This window comes from Streptococcus sp. HF-2466 (assembly GCF_015594645.1).
GTDB classification, from domain to species: domain Bacteria; phylum Bacillota; class Bacilli; order Lactobacillales; family Streptococcaceae; genus Streptococcus; species Streptococcus anginosus.
The window spans coordinates 182,098-195,897 of record NZ_JADNQU010000002.1; the positions used below are offsets into that span (position 1 = coordinate 182,098).

General features: G+C 35.1%; 26 protein-coding genes and 1 pseudogene. 26 read left to right on the forward strand and 1 reads right to left on the reverse strand.

The features are described from left to right. Window positions 1-77 precede the first annotated feature (77 nt). The gene (locus tag IYQ91_RS03600) at window positions 78-248 is read left to right on the forward strand and encodes a hypothetical protein (RefSeq protein ID WP_195673087.1); all 171 of its coding nucleotides are present in this window, start codon (window positions 78-80) and stop codon (window positions 246-248) included. On the opposite strand, the gene IYQ91_RS03605 is transcribed toward IYQ91_RS03600, so the two are convergent. Further along, window positions 229-1,101 carry an Abi-alpha family protein gene (locus IYQ91_RS03605; protein WP_195673088.1) on the reverse strand — a complete coding sequence of 291 codons (873 nt, stop codon included), beginning with the start codon at window positions 1,099-1,101 and terminating at the stop codon, window positions 229-231. The two genes, IYQ91_RS03600 and IYQ91_RS03605, sit on opposite strands and share 20 nt — an antisense overlap. 60 nt (window positions 1,102-1,161) lie before the next feature. Here IYQ91_RS03605 and IYQ91_RS03610 point away from each other — a divergent pair, with 60 nt between their 5' ends. The 25 genes and pseudogenes from IYQ91_RS03610 to IYQ91_RS03730 all read left to right on the forward strand — a co-directional run bounded on the left by IYQ91_RS03610 (window position 1,162) and on the right by IYQ91_RS03730 (window position 13,726). Beyond that, window positions 1,162-1,371 (forward strand): helix-turn-helix transcriptional regulator, encoded by a 210-nt coding sequence (locus IYQ91_RS03610; RefSeq protein WP_070836486.1) that lies wholly within the window; start codon window positions 1,162-1,164, stop codon window positions 1,369-1,371. A gap of 49 nt (window positions 1,372-1,420) precedes the next feature. Continuing rightward, window positions 1,421-1,759 carry a hypothetical protein gene (locus IYQ91_RS03615; protein ID WP_229311627.1) on the forward strand — a complete coding sequence of 113 codons (339 nt, stop codon included), beginning with the start codon at window positions 1,421-1,423 and terminating at the stop codon, window positions 1,757-1,759. A gap of 30 nt (window positions 1,760-1,789) precedes the next feature. Continuing rightward, entirely contained in the window at window positions 1,790-2,710 is a 921-nt protein-coding gene (locus IYQ91_RS03620; protein WP_195673089.1) for a DUF3102 domain-containing protein, read from the forward strand. Continuing rightward, window positions 2,707-3,141 (forward strand): ORF6C domain-containing protein, encoded by a 435-nt coding sequence (locus IYQ91_RS03625; protein WP_195673090.1) that lies wholly within the window; start codon window positions 2,707-2,709, stop codon window positions 3,139-3,141. The genes IYQ91_RS03620 and IYQ91_RS03625 overlap by 4 nt, the downstream gene beginning before the upstream one ends. Continuing rightward, on the forward strand, window positions 3,138-3,449 hold the full coding sequence (locus tag IYQ91_RS03630; protein WP_195673091.1) for a hypothetical protein: 312 nt from the start codon (window positions 3,138-3,140) through the stop codon (window positions 3,447-3,449). The genes IYQ91_RS03625 and IYQ91_RS03630 overlap by 4 nt, the downstream gene beginning before the upstream one ends. Window positions 3,450-3,463: 14 nt before the next feature. Next, window positions 3,464-3,865 carry a hypothetical protein gene (locus tag IYQ91_RS03635; protein ID WP_195673092.1) on the forward strand — a complete coding sequence of 134 codons (402 nt, stop codon included), beginning with the start codon at window positions 3,464-3,466 and terminating at the stop codon, window positions 3,863-3,865. Window positions 3,866-3,879: 14 nt separating this feature from the next. After that, a complete protein-coding gene (locus IYQ91_RS03640; protein ID WP_195673093.1) occupies window positions 3,880-4,281 on the forward strand; it encodes a YopX family protein in 402 nt (133 codons plus the stop codon). Window positions 4,282-4,869: 588 nt separating this feature from the next. Further along, window positions 4,870-5,202 carry a hypothetical protein gene (locus IYQ91_RS03645; protein ID WP_195673094.1) on the forward strand — a complete coding sequence of 111 codons (333 nt, stop codon included), beginning with the start codon at window positions 4,870-4,872 and terminating at the stop codon, window positions 5,200-5,202. Window position 5,203: 1 nt separating this feature from the next. Continuing rightward, window positions 5,204-6,301, forward strand: a complete 1,098-nt coding sequence (locus tag IYQ91_RS03650; protein WP_195673095.1) for a DNA cytosine methyltransferase — start codon at window positions 5,204-5,206, stop codon at window positions 6,299-6,301. A 3-nt stretch (window positions 6,302-6,304) separates the two neighbouring features. Continuing rightward, the gene (locus tag IYQ91_RS03655) at window positions 6,305-6,868 is read left to right on the forward strand and encodes a DUF1642 domain-containing protein (RefSeq protein WP_083324122.1); all 564 of its coding nucleotides are present in this window, start codon (window positions 6,305-6,307) and stop codon (window positions 6,866-6,868) included. Further along, window positions 6,869-7,102, forward strand: coding sequence for a hypothetical protein (locus IYQ91_RS03660; RefSeq protein ID WP_195673096.1), 234 nt, complete (start codon window positions 6,869-6,871; stop codon window positions 7,100-7,102). 5 nt (window positions 7,103-7,107) lie between these two features. Next, the gene (locus tag IYQ91_RS03665) at window positions 7,108-7,341 is read left to right on the forward strand and encodes a hypothetical protein (RefSeq protein WP_195673097.1); all 234 of its coding nucleotides are present in this window, start codon (window positions 7,108-7,110) and stop codon (window positions 7,339-7,341) included. Between the two features lie 19 nt (window positions 7,342-7,360). Then, window positions 7,361-7,744, forward strand: a complete 384-nt coding sequence (locus IYQ91_RS03670; RefSeq protein ID WP_195673098.1) for a hypothetical protein — start codon at window positions 7,361-7,363, stop codon at window positions 7,742-7,744. 201 nt (window positions 7,745-7,945) lie between these two features. After that, window positions 7,946-8,101: a hypothetical protein gene (locus IYQ91_RS03675; RefSeq protein WP_195673099.1), complete on the forward strand. Its 156-nt coding sequence runs from the start codon at window positions 7,946-7,948 to the stop codon at window positions 8,099-8,101. After that, a pseudogene (gene ssb / locus IYQ91_RS03680) lies at window positions 8,094-8,411 on the forward strand (single-stranded DNA-binding protein); the annotation flags it as partial. The gene IYQ91_RS03675 and the pseudogene ssb, both read left to right, overlap by 8 nt. A 356-nt stretch (window positions 8,412-8,767) precedes the next feature. Next, window positions 8,768-9,151: a hypothetical protein gene (locus IYQ91_RS03685; protein ID WP_195673101.1), complete on the forward strand. Its 384-nt coding sequence runs from the start codon at window positions 8,768-8,770 to the stop codon at window positions 9,149-9,151. Further along, the gene (locus IYQ91_RS03690; RefSeq protein WP_195673102.1) at window positions 9,144-9,668 is read left to right on the forward strand and encodes a hypothetical protein; all 525 of its coding nucleotides are present in this window, start codon (window positions 9,144-9,146) and stop codon (window positions 9,666-9,668) included. The genes IYQ91_RS03685 and IYQ91_RS03690 overlap by 8 nt, the downstream gene beginning before the upstream one ends. A 96-nt stretch (window positions 9,669-9,764) precedes the next feature. After that, window positions 9,765-10,490 carry a conserved phage C-terminal domain-containing protein gene (locus IYQ91_RS03695; protein ID WP_195673103.1) on the forward strand — a complete coding sequence of 242 codons (726 nt, stop codon included), beginning with the start codon at window positions 9,765-9,767 and terminating at the stop codon, window positions 10,488-10,490. Window positions 10,491-10,499: 9 nt separating this feature from the next. Continuing rightward, window positions 10,500-10,880 carry a hypothetical protein gene (locus IYQ91_RS03700; protein WP_195673104.1) on the forward strand — a complete coding sequence of 127 codons (381 nt, stop codon included), beginning with the start codon at window positions 10,500-10,502 and terminating at the stop codon, window positions 10,878-10,880. Further along, window positions 10,877-11,029, forward strand: coding sequence for a hypothetical protein (locus tag IYQ91_RS03705; protein ID WP_195673105.1), 153 nt, complete (start codon window positions 10,877-10,879; stop codon window positions 11,027-11,029). The genes IYQ91_RS03700 and IYQ91_RS03705 overlap by 4 nt, the downstream gene beginning before the upstream one ends. A 1-nt stretch (window position 11,030) precedes the next feature. Next, the gene (locus IYQ91_RS03710) at window positions 11,031-11,798 is read left to right on the forward strand and encodes an ATP-binding protein (protein ID WP_195673106.1); all 768 of its coding nucleotides are present in this window, start codon (window positions 11,031-11,033) and stop codon (window positions 11,796-11,798) included. Between the two features lie 10 nt (window positions 11,799-11,808). Then, window positions 11,809-12,012, forward strand: coding sequence for a hypothetical protein (locus IYQ91_RS03715; RefSeq protein WP_070836465.1), 204 nt, complete (start codon window positions 11,809-11,811; stop codon window positions 12,010-12,012). A 23-nt stretch (window positions 12,013-12,035) separates the two neighbouring features. Next, window positions 12,036-12,407, forward strand: coding sequence for a DUF1492 domain-containing protein (locus IYQ91_RS03720; RefSeq protein WP_224785196.1), 372 nt, complete (start codon window positions 12,036-12,038; stop codon window positions 12,405-12,407). Between the two features lie 140 nt (window positions 12,408-12,547). Further along, a complete protein-coding gene (locus IYQ91_RS03725) occupies window positions 12,548-13,120 on the forward strand; it encodes a site-specific integrase (RefSeq protein WP_070241876.1) in 573 nt (190 codons plus the stop codon). A 177-nt stretch (window positions 13,121-13,297) separates the two neighbouring features. Then, window positions 13,298-13,726 (forward strand): hypothetical protein, encoded by a 429-nt coding sequence (locus IYQ91_RS03730; RefSeq protein WP_195673107.1) that lies wholly within the window; start codon window positions 13,298-13,300, stop codon window positions 13,724-13,726. Window positions 13,727-13,800: the final 74 nt, after the last annotated feature.

Genomic DNA, 13,800 nt, shown 5'->3' on the forward strand with positions numbered 1-13,800 from the left:
AAACGTGAGGTAAAATATAATCAAGGTCAGGGAAATGACCAAAATTGAAATTTTATTTTTAAGGAGGGAGAAAACAAATGATTATTATTGTTATAGTTATTTCTTTTGCGGTATCGGCAATATCTTCATTATTGCTCATGAAGTATATAACTGAAACATTAGCAGCTTCTTGGCTCCATATTTCAGTTGATAGTTATCGGAGAGCTAAAGGAGAATATGATGCTATTCTCAAAGAGGGTCGTAGGTGAGGGCTTCTTTCAGTTCTTCACCGATTGGAGTTAGAGTATAAACTTTGTGTTTGATATTAAATTGTACTTTAGAAGTATAGAATTCATTTTCTTTGATAATATTTTGTACTTGTTCATCATTATCAAAGACAAATTTTTTGATACTAGGAATGAATTGATGGCAGTTGTATTCTGGACTTTCTTGTATTAATTTTTTTGATAACAAGAATAAGACAGAGTTTTCAATTTCTAAGCTTTCAGAGTAAGATACATTGTATTTGTAAATTTCTTCAAGAGGAACAGCATTTTCGGGTAAAAATTGACTATCATAGTCTCTAAAAACCATAAAATTTTCTACAATTTTAGATTTAAAATAGCGTTTTGGCCAATACCATCTATATAAGTCTGGGTTAGAAAATAAGTGGTTATCACTAGTTATTTGCACTTCGAATAAAAAAGTATATTTAAAAAAATAGTCAAGCAAATTAGCTTCTTCAGACGACATCTCTCTGATGAGTGAAGAATAAAATGGTTTAACATGCTTTCGGTTATCACAAGAAGCAGCAATCAATTTAGCATAATATTCTCTAAATTGTTTATTGTCTAATTGATAAATTGAGTCGTCTAGAATTTTACCGATTTGTTTTATATTTTCAAAACTTTGATTCTCATAAGGGATATCGGCAAATTTATTTCTAGTAGATTTTGCTAGTTCTTCTAATTCAATTTTAGAAATAACATTGTATTGTCTTGGCTTTTGAAAAACAAATGCAAATATTCCTGCTAAACCTTCACTAAGGGGCTTTAAAATCTCACTAGAAGATTCAATAAAGGGAGTTAAATCGCCTTTTAAGTCAATGTTAATGGGTGACATAAACTTTTTCTCCAATCGTTTTTATTTACATTATATCAAATTTAGAAAGGGGTGAGGAGTGTGCAGATAAAATTATATGAATTGCGAAAGAAAGCAGGGTTAAAACAAGAAGACCTTGCTAAAATGTTAGGAATTTCTCAAAATTCATACGGTCATAAAGAAAGAGGAGACACAGATTTCAAATTATCTGAAATGTTTAAAATCGCCAACTTCTTTAATAGAAAAATTGGCGATATTTTTAGCGACTCAACTTCACGAAAAGTGAAATAAATTATATAACTAACTACGCTTGCCCGCATAGTTGAGGGAAGGAGAAGAAATGAGACCAAAGAAATATCCATATAATAAAAAGCCTGTAAAAGAGCAGGAAAGAAGACTTGTTTTAAATAAAGGAGTACCGCTAATTCAAAAGTTAGAAATTGAGATTAGCAACGAGCAAAGCTATCCTAAGGTTATTCTTAACGGTATTGATTTCAAAGAAAAGAAGATTGGTTTACAGGGATTGAAAATTGATTGGAGGACAAGAGATGACGCTGCTGTTGATACAGTCATGCAGGTTGATTATCTAGTTATGTCTGATGGTTTCAATGAAGTGTCAGTAAGACAGAGTTTTCCAAACACTCGTTTAAAAATAAAGGATGATGAAGACAGTAATTGATTACTGTATATCAAATTAGAAAGGAAAAAAATGAATGAATTAGCATTATCAAATAATCTAGCTCAGATTGAATATGAAATCAGAGAACATAAAGCCAAAATTGGTGAGTCGATTTGGGAAATCGGTAGACGGTTGAAACATGTTAAAGAAAATGACTTAACACACGGACAATTCTTGAACTGGGTTGAAACAGTTGGCATCGCTAGGAATGAAGCTCAGAAATACATAAGAATTGTTAACGAACTTAGCCCAAATTATGAAACGTTTAATAATTTGGGTCTATCAGCCCTCTATCTCATAGCCACTTTGCCAGATGACCAAAAGCAAGAGCAACTAAATCGCATTGAAGAGGGCGACAATCCAACAGTTCGAGAATTGCAGGAACTGCGTCGGCAACTCAATCTGTCTAAAGCAGACAATGAAGAATTGCGGCAAAAGAATGAGCAACTAGCCGAGCAGGCTTTAGCAAAGTTTGAAACAAAGATAGTCACTAAGGAGGTTGCACCTCAAGACTATGACTCTACTAAGTCTTTAAACAAGACATTGATGGAAAAGAATAAGGAGCTGAAAAGTGACTTAGAAAGTTTAGAAGAACGAAATAAATTTGTTGAAAGTCAATATCAAAGCCTTTTGAAAGAACGAGAAACGGTGGATGCTAATTCTAAGAAATACGAAGAATTAACAGAAGCTATCCAACAGTCGAAAGGGCAATTAAATGACGTTCAGAAAAAAATGTCCGATTACAAGGACATTTTGGAAATTGTCCGTTCAGGGGACGATTTATTAACAAAGATGTCGGGATTGATTTACAAAGATGAGGAGAAATTTAGACAAGCAGACCATGTTATCGGTCTTGAAATTGATAGCTTGGTGAATCGCATGCAGTTACTCATCAACGACCTTTCGCAAATGAGAGGGGCGACAACTATTATTGAAGGAGAGTTTAAATGAAGAATGAACTTTTAGAGAGTATTACCGATGTTACACAAGAAGATATTTTGATTCAGGTTTTGGAAAATCAAAAACAATTGAAGCAGCAACAAAAATCATTAGAGAGTGATGTTGATTACTTGAAAAATGAACAACCTGTTAATCCGTCTGTTTGTCTTGATTTGGAGCGGATACGCAAGAAAAAGGTGATTGATATTTTAGGTGGGAAAGATAGTCCTGCTTATCGTGATAGTCATTTTGCTCGTTCTGTGTTTGCGCAAGCTGCAAAGGATTTTAAAGATCATTTTCGGATTCCACGTTATGATTTGCTGAAACGCAAGGACGAATTGAATGCTTATGAGTATTGGCGAAATTGGGAACCAAACACAAATACTAAGATTTGTATTAAGACAAAAAATAAGCAGCTTGAACTTTTTGGAGGTTTGTTATGAATGAATCAAGCCAATCAAGCAGATTGCCACCGTTAATGTCTGACGAGATGGCGCAGTTATACATTCGTGAGCAGACGAATATTATCCGTGAGGAGGTTCGGAAAGAGCTAGAGGCGGAAAAAGTTCCTTTAAATCAAAAAGAACTTATGGAAAAGTTTGGCTTTGATGCTAATTATTTGAAAAAGATGCTAGCGAATGGATTGAAAAGACGTAAGCAAGGTAGGGATTGGAAGTACGACCTTGCGGATGTCTATGAGGTATTGGACTATCTGAAAGAGAATTTCAGAGGGTATCAGCCGAAAAGATGAGAGGATAGAGGAAAATGAAACAAATTAAAAATATTGTACTTACAGGATTAGTTTTAATTAGCTTATTTGGATTAGCTGCTTGTCGTGAAAGCGATAAGGTCTCACATAATATCAGCCAAGAGGCAGATAATTTTAATGTTATTCGTCGTGTTGCAGTTATCAATACACGAACAGACAAAATAGAATTTGAAGTGATTGGACGGATTTCTGTTGACACCGAAGCAAACAAAGGAAAACGTTTGGAAATTTTGGTTGAAACAGATAAAGGTGTTTATAAGAAACACATGGTCAATTTAACTGGTTGGAATATGTATGTCGTTGAAGATATTGAGGGGGCAAAAGTCAACCAATATAAATACGAAATCAATTATATGCCAGAAAGCATTGTCCCGTTTAATATTACAAAAAAGAAATAAGGAGAGAGTAGAAGATGATACCAAGATTTAGAGGACGGTCAACCGTCGAAGATGATAAAGGTAAATGGGTATATGGACATCTTCTAATTGATAACAACATAATACTCATCATCAATGGAATAATTGAAGCTAATGATGAATATGTTGCGTTGGGAGACTGGTGTAGTGTCGACATAGACACGGTGGGACAATCAACAGGGTTCAAAGACAAGCACGAAGTGGAGATTTTCGAGGGTGATGTGGTTGAACAAAAAATGCTGATACCAACTTCTGGAATTGAAGAAATTACAGGAGTAGTCAAAATGCTTGAGGGTGCTTGGACGATTGTTAATGACAAGAAAAAAATAGCTTGTAACTTGTGGCGTGAAGGAGCTGAAATGGAAATTTTAGGGAATATATGGGAAGGAGGAGAATAAAATAATCAATCTTATTATAGGAGTTATATCTCTATTTGTTCTTACTGGATGGATTGCGTTTGGTCTTCCGTTGATAATCAATATAATTGTCCGAAAATTTAACTCGATTCACAAGCGGATAGATAAGAGCAATAAATGCAATGATTGATGTTACTGTAATAAAAACTGTTTCAGTCATAGTTATTGATAACGATACAGTAATTGAGATAGAAAAATAAAGAACTGTAAATGGTTTAAATAATTTCTTAATAGATCTAGGAATTTTTTCTTGAAAAGAAATGGGAAAATATAATATTCCAATAAAAAAGATAAGAAAAATGACTTGCAGAATTGAAAATTGTATAAAAAATTTCCACCAATTAAAATTTATAATATGCGAAAAATAACTATGTTTAACCCATGATTGGTCAATAAATTTTGCCCAAATAATAATTGTAAACATACTAGAAAATAAAAAAGTTATTCCGGTTATAAGAATCGAAATATTAACTAGTTGCATTAATAATTGGTATGAGGTTTTACTTTTCATAACCATTCTCCGTCGTTTTTATTTACATTATACCAAATTTAGAAAGGATGTAGTAAACGATGACACTAAATGAACGAGTTAGCACGCTAGAAGTTAAGCACATAACGAACAAGCGCTCAATAGCGAATGCTAATCTAATCATGACTGCTTTAGCGTTTGTTATGTTGCTGTTTGCTGTAGGCTTAATCACATCCACAGAACATCAGCAACGGCAAATCAGCGAGCTAAAGACAGAGCTGCAAAAGAAAGCGGAAGAAATCGAAAAGCTACAAAACAGAAATTCGGCGCAGGATATTATCTTGAACAAGCTGAATAGCGAGTATCAGCTTAAAGAGCGCCAGAAAGCAGAAGAAGCGAAACGGATTGCGGACGCAAACGGAGTGGGAGGATAGATTGAAATTTCTTGATTTATTTGCGGGAATCGGTGGCTTTCGTCTTGGAATGGAATCAGCAGGGCATGAGTGCATTGGTTTTTGCGAAATTGATAAGTTTGCTCGCAAATCTTACAAAGCAATACACGACACAGAAGGAGAAGTTGAACTACATGACATTACAACAGTCACAGATGAGTTTATTCGAGGAATCGGAAGTGTGGACGTTATCTGTGGAGGATTTCCGTGCCAGGCTTTCTCAATTGCAGGAAATAGACGAGGTTTTGAAGATACACGAGGAACTCTGTTTTTTGAAATCGCACGGTTCGCATCTATTCTCAGGCCTAAATATCTATTCCTTGAAAACGTCAAAGGACTCCTCAATCACGAAAACGGAATTACGTTTGAGACCATTATCTCAACCTTGGACGAATTGGGGTATGATGTGGAATGGCAAGTGCTTAACAGCAAAGATTTTGGAGTCCCCCAAAATCGGGAACGTGTGTTCATTATCGGACATCTTAGAGGAGGATGTACCAGAGCAATATTTCCTCTCGGCGGAAATGACAAAACGACTGATTGCAAACAACCAAAAATCAAAAAAGTAGGAAATATTCGTAAAAAAGGCAAATCGCAAAGTGGTGATGTTGTCTCAACAGATTCGCTCGCTCCAACACTATGCAGTACGACCACTCAAAAAGACCCTTTGAAAGTGGCGATACCAGTCTTAACTCCTAATCGCATTGACAAGCGACAAAATGGTCGCAGATTTAAAGATGACGGAGAGCCTATGTTTACCTTGACCAGTCAAGACAGGCACAGGATTGTGGTTGCAGGGAAATTGCCAGGTAATCACGACCAAAACTCAAGAGTATATGATACAGATGGACTAGCTCCTACATTGTCCACGATGCAAGGTGGTGGGCAAGAACCTAAAATCATGCAGAACTTTCGTATTCGCAAGCTAACACCTCGTGAGTGTTGGCGACTGCAAGGTTTCCCAGACTGGGCGTTTGATAAAGCACAAGAGGTCAATTCTAACAGTCAATTATATAAGCAAGCAGGAAATAGCGTGACGGTCAACGTCATCGCTGAAATAGCAAAAAAGATTATGAGGTAAGAAATGAACAAACAAGAAGCAATCGAAAAGATAAATGAATCCAGACTAGCATTTGCGGCAATTTTGAGCAGACGAAACGGAAAGAGGCCTTATTTTGAAAAAGAAGTCGTGGTAATGAAAGAGAAAGACCTTGTTGACATCATTAACCAAATTGACGAGGTAGAAAAGACTATTGTGCCGTGGTTCGTGGCTGATTGGTATGAGAAATATAAAGATGAATTTGAATATTATCTAAAAGGATTTATTGCGAAAGTTGGTTATGAAATCAACCACAACACCAAAGATGAATTTTATCAATGGCTTGGCAATCCTCACAATGACTCTATTTTAAAACTTGTCAACATGCACCAATTCGGCTATGAGGTCGAGAAAGAAAAACGGTACCAAGTTAAATTCATCCAAACCGGGCAACATCTCGCAAAGAATGTCTTTCTGCCAGGCGAATATTTTGTCATCCAGGCCAACGCCATTAGCTCCACTGATAGTTTTACTCGCAAAGAGCTAGAAGAAGCAGGTTTCGGCTGGGTGTTTGATTGCGAGGGTGCGAAAGTGGAAGAGGTGGAATAAATGGAAGATAAAGTAATTCATTTTCACATCAAGCAAGATTTCAACCTACTTGACATGGGAAAAGTTCAATCCATTGTGTATACAGGAATAAAAAATGAAATTGAATTTATTTCAACGGTGCACGGGTTACGTGCTAGATTTCGACTTGACAAATCCATGTTTGAGACGGACGAAGGGACTGCAAAAGCATTGGAATATTATAGACAACAAGCTTATATGTATTTTAGGAGATAGAAAAAATGAGTGAAATTTTAGGAGCGGTCTTCATGCTCGCATTCGTTTTCGTCGCTGGGGCATTCTGCAACCATCTTGACTGGCGCAAAGCCAGAAAGCAAGCAGAGCAGCAAGCACGAGAAGACGAACGCATAGAGCTAGAAGCTATGTATGTGGTCTGCGCAATCGAGCATGACCGCAAAGAGCGCATGCGCAGATTAGCAGAGGCACGGAAGAAGAATCCGGGTTGGCAGTATTGAATATAAGGAAGAATGCTGAATGAATAAACGTATCAAAAAGAAAGTCAAAAAAAGAAGTTATAAAATACCTAAATATATTATTCGACTAACTAAAAAGTGGACTGAACTAGACGATAACATGGTATTTCTAGCCGAATTCCGAAACATTGAAGATCAATTTCCAAAAAAGTTGATAGAAAGTATGAAGCGGAAATACAAAAGAATTAACTCATTCCTTGATGAAATTGAAGATGATGGGATATTTCGATACAATTTTTCCATTTATCACGGAGCGTACGGGGATGAGCAGTTGAACGGAGAATATTGTGACCAATCTTGTGGCTATTCTGGAGATGATTTCCATGGTGTTTATTATTATCCAATAGGTAACAAATTATATTTTGCCTATAATTATGAATGTTAATTAGAAAGGTATTATTATGCTTCCAATAACAATAATTGAATTTAAAGTCAGATCTATTGGAACTAAAAAAAGGAACGGAAAGTAAAAAATGTGGAAGATAATCTTGATTGGAGTAGTAATACTATTTTTTGCGCAGACACTTTTAACTTACTCATTACTAAAAATATCAAGTCTGATAGATAAACGAGAGGAGAAAAATCGATGATTAGAAAAAGACCGAAACGTTATCCATACTCAAAAAGTCAGTACGAATATTCCTGCAGACCGGTTTATCTTTATGGTGAAAATAAACCATATTTTAAAATGTGGTTTAAAAGAAATGTGATTACAGGGGAGGTAGGGTCTATATATGATTAACAATGTTGTACTTGTGGGGCGCTTGACCCGTGATGCTGAACTTCGTTATACTCCACAAAATCAAGCGGTCGCAACTTTTAATCTTGCTGTCAATCGTAACTTCAAAAATCAAAGTGGCGAAAGAGAAGCGGATTTTATTAACGTTGTGATTTGGCGGCAGCAAGCAGAAAACCTTGCAAATTGGACGAAAAAAGGTTCTCTCATTGGAATCACAGGTCGCATTCAGACACGTAGTTATGAAAATCAACAGGGACAGCGTGTCTATGTGACGGAGGTTGTGGCAGACAGTTTTCAAATATTAGAAAAACGGGATAATTCAGCGAACCATTCAAGTATGGATAGCCAGATGCCGCCATTTTCAGATGATGACTTGCCATTTTAAAGGAAAATTTATATGAGATTAAAAATTTTAAGAAGGAACAGTCCAATTATAAATTATGAATACTGTTACATTATTTTTAATCCAAGTGACAACATGGATGTAGTGGAAATATATGATAATAGCATTCAAATTGATAATTTTGAGGACTTTTCGTATTGGCTTGAGCAACAAATCTATTATCTTACAAGAGATCAATTTCGAAAGATTGATGGTATCTGGTTGAGGATGATGATTGACTGTTATAAAAAACGGGACGAGCTGTTATTTTAAGGAGAAAAAGAAGAATGAATGAAGAAATATTGAATGAATTGAAAAAGCTTCTAGGGTTATTTCCTAAATCATATATCAATCAAAATTTAGAAGTGATTCTAATCCCAAAAACAAACACTTATTTTAATCTTGAAGGAGTTGGCTCAAGACGTGATATTATCGCAAAATTGCTGATGTGGTGTACCAGAACAATCGTAAAAGGTCAACCGTTTCGAACTCAGAAAAGGAATAACCTATTTATAGAAGTAACTAAAAAGTCTTTAAATTACTACTTAGGAACACTTTTTTCAGATGAAGATATGGATTTGATTTATCAAAGATTAGGTAATGGCATCAATCCAGAATTAACCTATAGATTTATTGATAGCGATTTTGATATGGAGGTATTAAATGGCTAAACTAATAGGTTTTGGAAGATGCCTTGGTAAGACAACAATGGCTATTTTAGAAAGCCATGCGACAGGCAATCAGATTATCTGTGCAAATAATATAATTGCAAAGAATACCTCTACTTATGCCCGACAGCTAGGCTATACCATTCCTCAGCCAATATCAATCAACAACCCTAACTTAAAAGAAATTATCAACAACCTCAATAGAGCCCATATTGGTATTGTGGTTGACGATGTTGAAATGGTTTTACAATCATTGCTAGGCTGTCAAATTGACACTATCACATTTGACAGCCCAAATGTACAATCAGTTGAAGATCGTTATGCTGAAGAAATAGCTGAGTTGAAAAAAGAGGTAAATGCTTGTTATCGAGAAAAAACGGAAGACCAGAGTACAATCGAATCCTTAAAAGACAAATGCGTGAATCTTATGCTTGAAAATGCAGATTATGTCTGGGACGAAATGGCTCGCTCTGATATGGCAAAAAGAGCAAACAAAAGAAAATGGAGGGCGAAAGTGTGAAATGTGAGTTATTTCATGACAATTTTCAAACTTTCAAGCCAGTTTATTTTGAACAGGGGGAACAGATGACGATATTTGATTTTTTGGAGGATGAAAATGGCACAACGTAGAATGTTTAGTAAGAAAATAACTGATACAGATAAGTTTTTGGAGATGCCGCTTTCTTCTCAGGCTCTTTATTTTCACTTAAATATGGGAGCAGATGATGATGGTTTTATTGATCGACCGAAAACGATTCAAAAAACTATTGGGGCAAGTGATGATGATATGAAATTGCTAACTGTAAAACAATTCATCATTCCTTTTGAAAGCGGTATTGTAGTAATTAAGGATTGGAGAATCCATAATTACATTCGTAAAGATACATATCAGCCAACAATCTATCAAGAAGAAAAAAGATTGGTTGAAAATACGATGACAAAATTACCAGAAAAAACGTCCACGAGCCGTCCACGAAAAGTTGACGCAGGTAAGGATAGGATAGGTAAGGATAGGATAGATAAGGATAATCTATATAATGCAGATGATAAAGAAAAAATTCCGTTTCAAACTATTATTGATTATCTAAATTTAAAAGCAGGCACGAAATATCGTGCTTCCTCAGCTAAAACGAAACACTTTATCAAATCAAGATGGAATGAGGGCTTTAGAGAGGAGGACTTTAAGCAAGTTATTGATATAAAAGTTCGTCAATGGTTGTATGATCCAAAAATGAATAAGTTTCTTAGACCTGAAACGCTTTTTGGTACAAAATTTGAGAGCTATCTCAATGAGCGACCGATTAAGCAAGCACAGCCAATTGATGATGATATTGGAATTTGAGGTGATGTGATGAAAATTGAAAAGAAAAATCGTTTTAAAATTAAAAATATAGAACTTATTCGACAACTAAAAGAAGGAGATAAGTTAGCTGATAAATACTTTATGTTTATCAATGATGCAATGGGTGGCATACCTTGCCATAATCGATCTTTCGGGAGCAAAGCAGATTTTAAATATGGATCAAATTATGAAGTTCTGTCTCAATTTTATGCAGACAAAGGCTATATGGAATTGTCTTGTTGCGCTTTTGGAGGTATGTGCGGTTTCACTTTTGACACAGATGAAATAAGTACTGGCAATATGAGCAATCTAGAACGCGAATGTGCAGGTTATGCCAAAAACTATATTAATAATTTAGTAGAAGCAAGAATAATTGAGGTAGACGAATGAAAACAGTAACTCTTGAAGAAGTGATTGAAGCTTTTGAAAAGCAATTTTATCCGCTAGGAGAGCTACAAAAAGAAAAGATGTTACAGCATCCAAATCCTCAAGCAGTTCTTGGGAAGTTAGCGTTTTTAATAGATTGTGCGAGGTGTTGATATGGAATTTGGAAGATGGGCATCGAAACCAGCTCAAAAAGTTTGTCAAATACACGGAGAGCAAATGTTTTATATCGGCCCTAACAATGTTCTTGTTTGTAGTAAATGTGGTAAAGAGCTTATAGAACGAGATGAGCAAAAATTGCAAGATGATTTTTGGGAAGTTGAAGAACAACGATTAGAAGCTAAGCGAATTGATGTGTTATTTAATTCGTCAATTGTTAATGCAGAGCTAAAACAAGCAACGTTAAATAATTACGAAGTTTTAAATCAAGACCAGAAAGAAAAGTTAGATATTGCTTTCAAATTGGCTAGTGGTTATATTGCAGGAGATACGAATAACACATTATTTCTGGGGCCTGCAGGGACTGGCAAGAGTCATCTGGCTTATGGCATTATCAAGCATATTTCTGATAAAACCAAGAAGCATGCTATGTTTATCAAAATTCCTGAACTGTTAGCTAGGATTAAGAGTGATTTTAACTCATCAGAGCAGACACAGCAAAAATGGATTGCTCGTTTGTCAAAAGTTCCTTATCTTGTTTTAGATGATTTGGGAACAGAGAAAGTGACAGATTGGAGCAAAGAAATTCTATTCTCAATTTTAGACAATCGTAATTGTACGATTATTACAAGTAATTTGCGGAGCAGTGCTGAAATCGGGAATATTTACGGTGAAGCGATTAAAGACAGGATTTGTAAGGGTGTTGATAGACAACATGGCATATCTTTTGATGGCATGAAAAGCCAACGAAGAAAATATTATTAGAAGGTGAAAGATGATACAAAAAAAGATGTGGGTTGTTCGGCAATATGCGAAGAAATTTAGTTGGTCAGGTAATCATCCAGTAGATTTCAAAGAATGGGAATTTGAAAGTAGATCAAAAGCAATTAAATTTGAAAAAAGATTGCAAAAGGGAATGATTTCAGAAGCATTTAAAAATACAAATATTGAAATTTATGAAAGGAGTTGGCAGTCCTGAACATTAAGCAACGACTGCAATCATTGAAATATATTGATTGCAAAATAAAATCTAAACATCAAGAACTAGCTAGTCTCAAAACGGGCATTGTGAGAGGACAGAAATTTGATGGAAAACGAGCCAACCAGGATAAAAATCAATCAGAAGAAATAAATATTAAACTAATTGATAAAGCGGATACACTTTATGATGAAATAACAGCTCTTATAAAAGAGCGGGAAGATTTAACAAAAGCAATTGAAACGCTGGATGATCCTTTAGAAAATATTGTGATGAGATTATTCTTTATCAATGGCTATTCTTGGTCTGAGGTTGAAGCTAAGCTCAATGCCGGACATGGAACTATTCAACGCGTTAGAAGTTCTGCTTTAAAAAAAATATCGCAGCTTGTATAATTTTTGGTACGATTGGTACACATTGGTACAATCAAAGTGATATTATGATAGTGTCAGAGTGTGACTAATAATACTTGCGAAAAAGAGTGCAGTTAATAACTGTGCTCTTTTTTAGACAAAAAAAAGAAAGGAGAAAAGATATGAAAAACGTCCAACCGATCAGAGACAAAGACCAAATAGAGATGTTAAAGGATTATTTAAAAGAATGGAATCCTAGAAATTTCTTGTTACTGGTTTTTGGGTTGAATTCTGGCCTGCGAATAAGTGACATTCTGCCTTTAAAAGTAAAGGATTTGGAAGGTACTCATATTGTTATTGTTGAAAAAAAGACAGGAAAACCGAAGACATTTTTTATCAACGACACTTTAAGAAAGGAAGTCAACAAATATGTGAAACTAAAAGGCTTAAAACCTTATGATTATCTTTTTGAAAGTAAAAAGAGAAGCAAACAGCCGGGAAAAGAAGGGCAGAAACAGCCAATTAGTAGGGAGCATGCTTGGAAGATTTTAAACAAAGCTGCAAAAGAATTTGGTATCCATCACATTGGAACGCATTCTATGCGAAAATCATTTGGTTATCACATGTACAAGAAAACGCAAAATGTAGCGTTACTTATGGAAATGTTTAATCACTCGTCGCCTGATATTACTTTAAAATATATTGGAATAAATCAGGAAGAGCAGGATAAAGAAGTGGCTGATTTTAGCCTATAATATTTTTTTTAAAATTTTATAATGATACACAATGAAAAAATATTGCATTATATATTTTTAAAAACGGGCTGATGTCTTAGAAAATATAGCGATTAGGCTATATTTAAAAAAAGAAACACTCTATAAGATATGTGACATTCGAGAGGGTAAAAAACATTAAAGAAAGGTTGATGACTTTTGAATAAAAAAGATTTAACAATTGAGTTTAATTCTGAAATTTTATGGCTACAGCGTTATTTTAAAAGTACGCTTAAAAAAATGATTGCTGACAGACGAGAAGAATTGCGCTATCCATTCAAAGAAAAAAATGATAAGTTGGGGATTAAGTCAAATAAGCAAGCGACTCCACGAGCGTTGCAGATTATCATAGCAGAGGAAGAAGATCCACGCTTACAAATGATGTTGACATGGGAAAAGGTTATCTGCGATTATGTAAATGCGACAGATGAGAGCCTTTTGCGAGTGATTAAAGCTGTATTTGTTGCAAAGTCTATGAATATTTCTGGCGCTGGCCGTCGTTATATGTATTACGGAAAGACGACCACTTATAAAATGATTTATGAATGGCTGCAGGGGCTATCTATTGCATATTTTAAAGCAAAATAAAAGAGCCGAGAAGGCTCTTAGTTTTTATTTGGGTCATTGTGAAAATCAATTATTAGGCAGATTATTGCAATAGC

Coding starts and splice junctions, on each gene's coding strand:
- IYQ91_RS03600 (WP_195673087.1), top strand. CDS start 78: ATGATTATTATTGTTATAGTTATTTCTTTTGCGGTATCGGCAATATCT.
- IYQ91_RS03605 (WP_195673088.1), bottom strand. CDS start 1,101: ATGTCACCCATTAACATTGACTTAAAAGGCGATTTAACTCCCTTTATT.
- IYQ91_RS03615 (WP_229311627.1), top strand. CDS start 1,421: ATGAGACCAAAGAAATATCCATATAATAAAAAGCCTGTAAAAGAGCAG.
- IYQ91_RS03620 (WP_195673089.1), top strand. CDS start 1,790: ATGAATGAATTAGCATTATCAAATAATCTAGCTCAGATTGAATATGAA.
- IYQ91_RS03625 (WP_195673090.1), top strand. CDS start 2,707: ATGAAGAATGAACTTTTAGAGAGTATTACCGATGTTACACAAGAAGAT.
- IYQ91_RS03630 (WP_195673091.1), top strand. CDS start 3,138: ATGAATGAATCAAGCCAATCAAGCAGATTGCCACCGTTAATGTCTGAC.
- IYQ91_RS03635 (WP_195673092.1), top strand. CDS start 3,464: ATGAAACAAATTAAAAATATTGTACTTACAGGATTAGTTTTAATTAGC.
- IYQ91_RS03640 (WP_195673093.1), top strand. CDS start 3,880: ATGATACCAAGATTTAGAGGACGGTCAACCGTCGAAGATGATAAAGGT.
- IYQ91_RS03645 (WP_195673094.1), top strand. CDS start 4,870: ATGACACTAAATGAACGAGTTAGCACGCTAGAAGTTAAGCACATAACG.
- IYQ91_RS03655 (WP_083324122.1), top strand. CDS start 6,305: ATGAACAAACAAGAAGCAATCGAAAAGATAAATGAATCCAGACTAGCA.
- IYQ91_RS03660 (WP_195673096.1), top strand. CDS start 6,869: ATGGAAGATAAAGTAATTCATTTTCACATCAAGCAAGATTTCAACCTA.
- IYQ91_RS03665 (WP_195673097.1), top strand. CDS start 7,108: ATGAGTGAAATTTTAGGAGCGGTCTTCATGCTCGCATTCGTTTTCGTC.
- IYQ91_RS03670 (WP_195673098.1), top strand. CDS start 7,361: ATGAATAAACGTATCAAAAAGAAAGTCAAAAAAAGAAGTTATAAAATA.
- IYQ91_RS03675 (WP_195673099.1), top strand. CDS start 7,946: ATGATTAGAAAAAGACCGAAACGTTATCCATACTCAAAAAGTCAGTAC.
- IYQ91_RS03685 (WP_195673101.1), top strand. CDS start 8,768: ATGAATGAAGAAATATTGAATGAATTGAAAAAGCTTCTAGGGTTATTT.
- IYQ91_RS03690 (WP_195673102.1), top strand. CDS start 9,144: ATGGCTAAACTAATAGGTTTTGGAAGATGCCTTGGTAAGACAACAATG.
- IYQ91_RS03695 (WP_195673103.1), top strand. CDS start 9,765: ATGGCACAACGTAGAATGTTTAGTAAGAAAATAACTGATACAGATAAG.
- IYQ91_RS03700 (WP_195673104.1), top strand. CDS start 10,500: ATGAAAATTGAAAAGAAAAATCGTTTTAAAATTAAAAATATAGAACTT.
- IYQ91_RS03705 (WP_195673105.1), top strand. CDS start 10,877: ATGAAAACAGTAACTCTTGAAGAAGTGATTGAAGCTTTTGAAAAGCAA.
- IYQ91_RS03710 (WP_195673106.1), top strand. CDS start 11,031: ATGGAATTTGGAAGATGGGCATCGAAACCAGCTCAAAAAGTTTGTCAA.
- IYQ91_RS03715 (WP_070836465.1), top strand. CDS start 11,809: ATGATACAAAAAAAGATGTGGGTTGTTCGGCAATATGCGAAGAAATTT.
- IYQ91_RS03725 (WP_070241876.1), top strand. CDS start 12,548: ATGAAAAACGTCCAACCGATCAGAGACAAAGACCAAATAGAGATGTTA.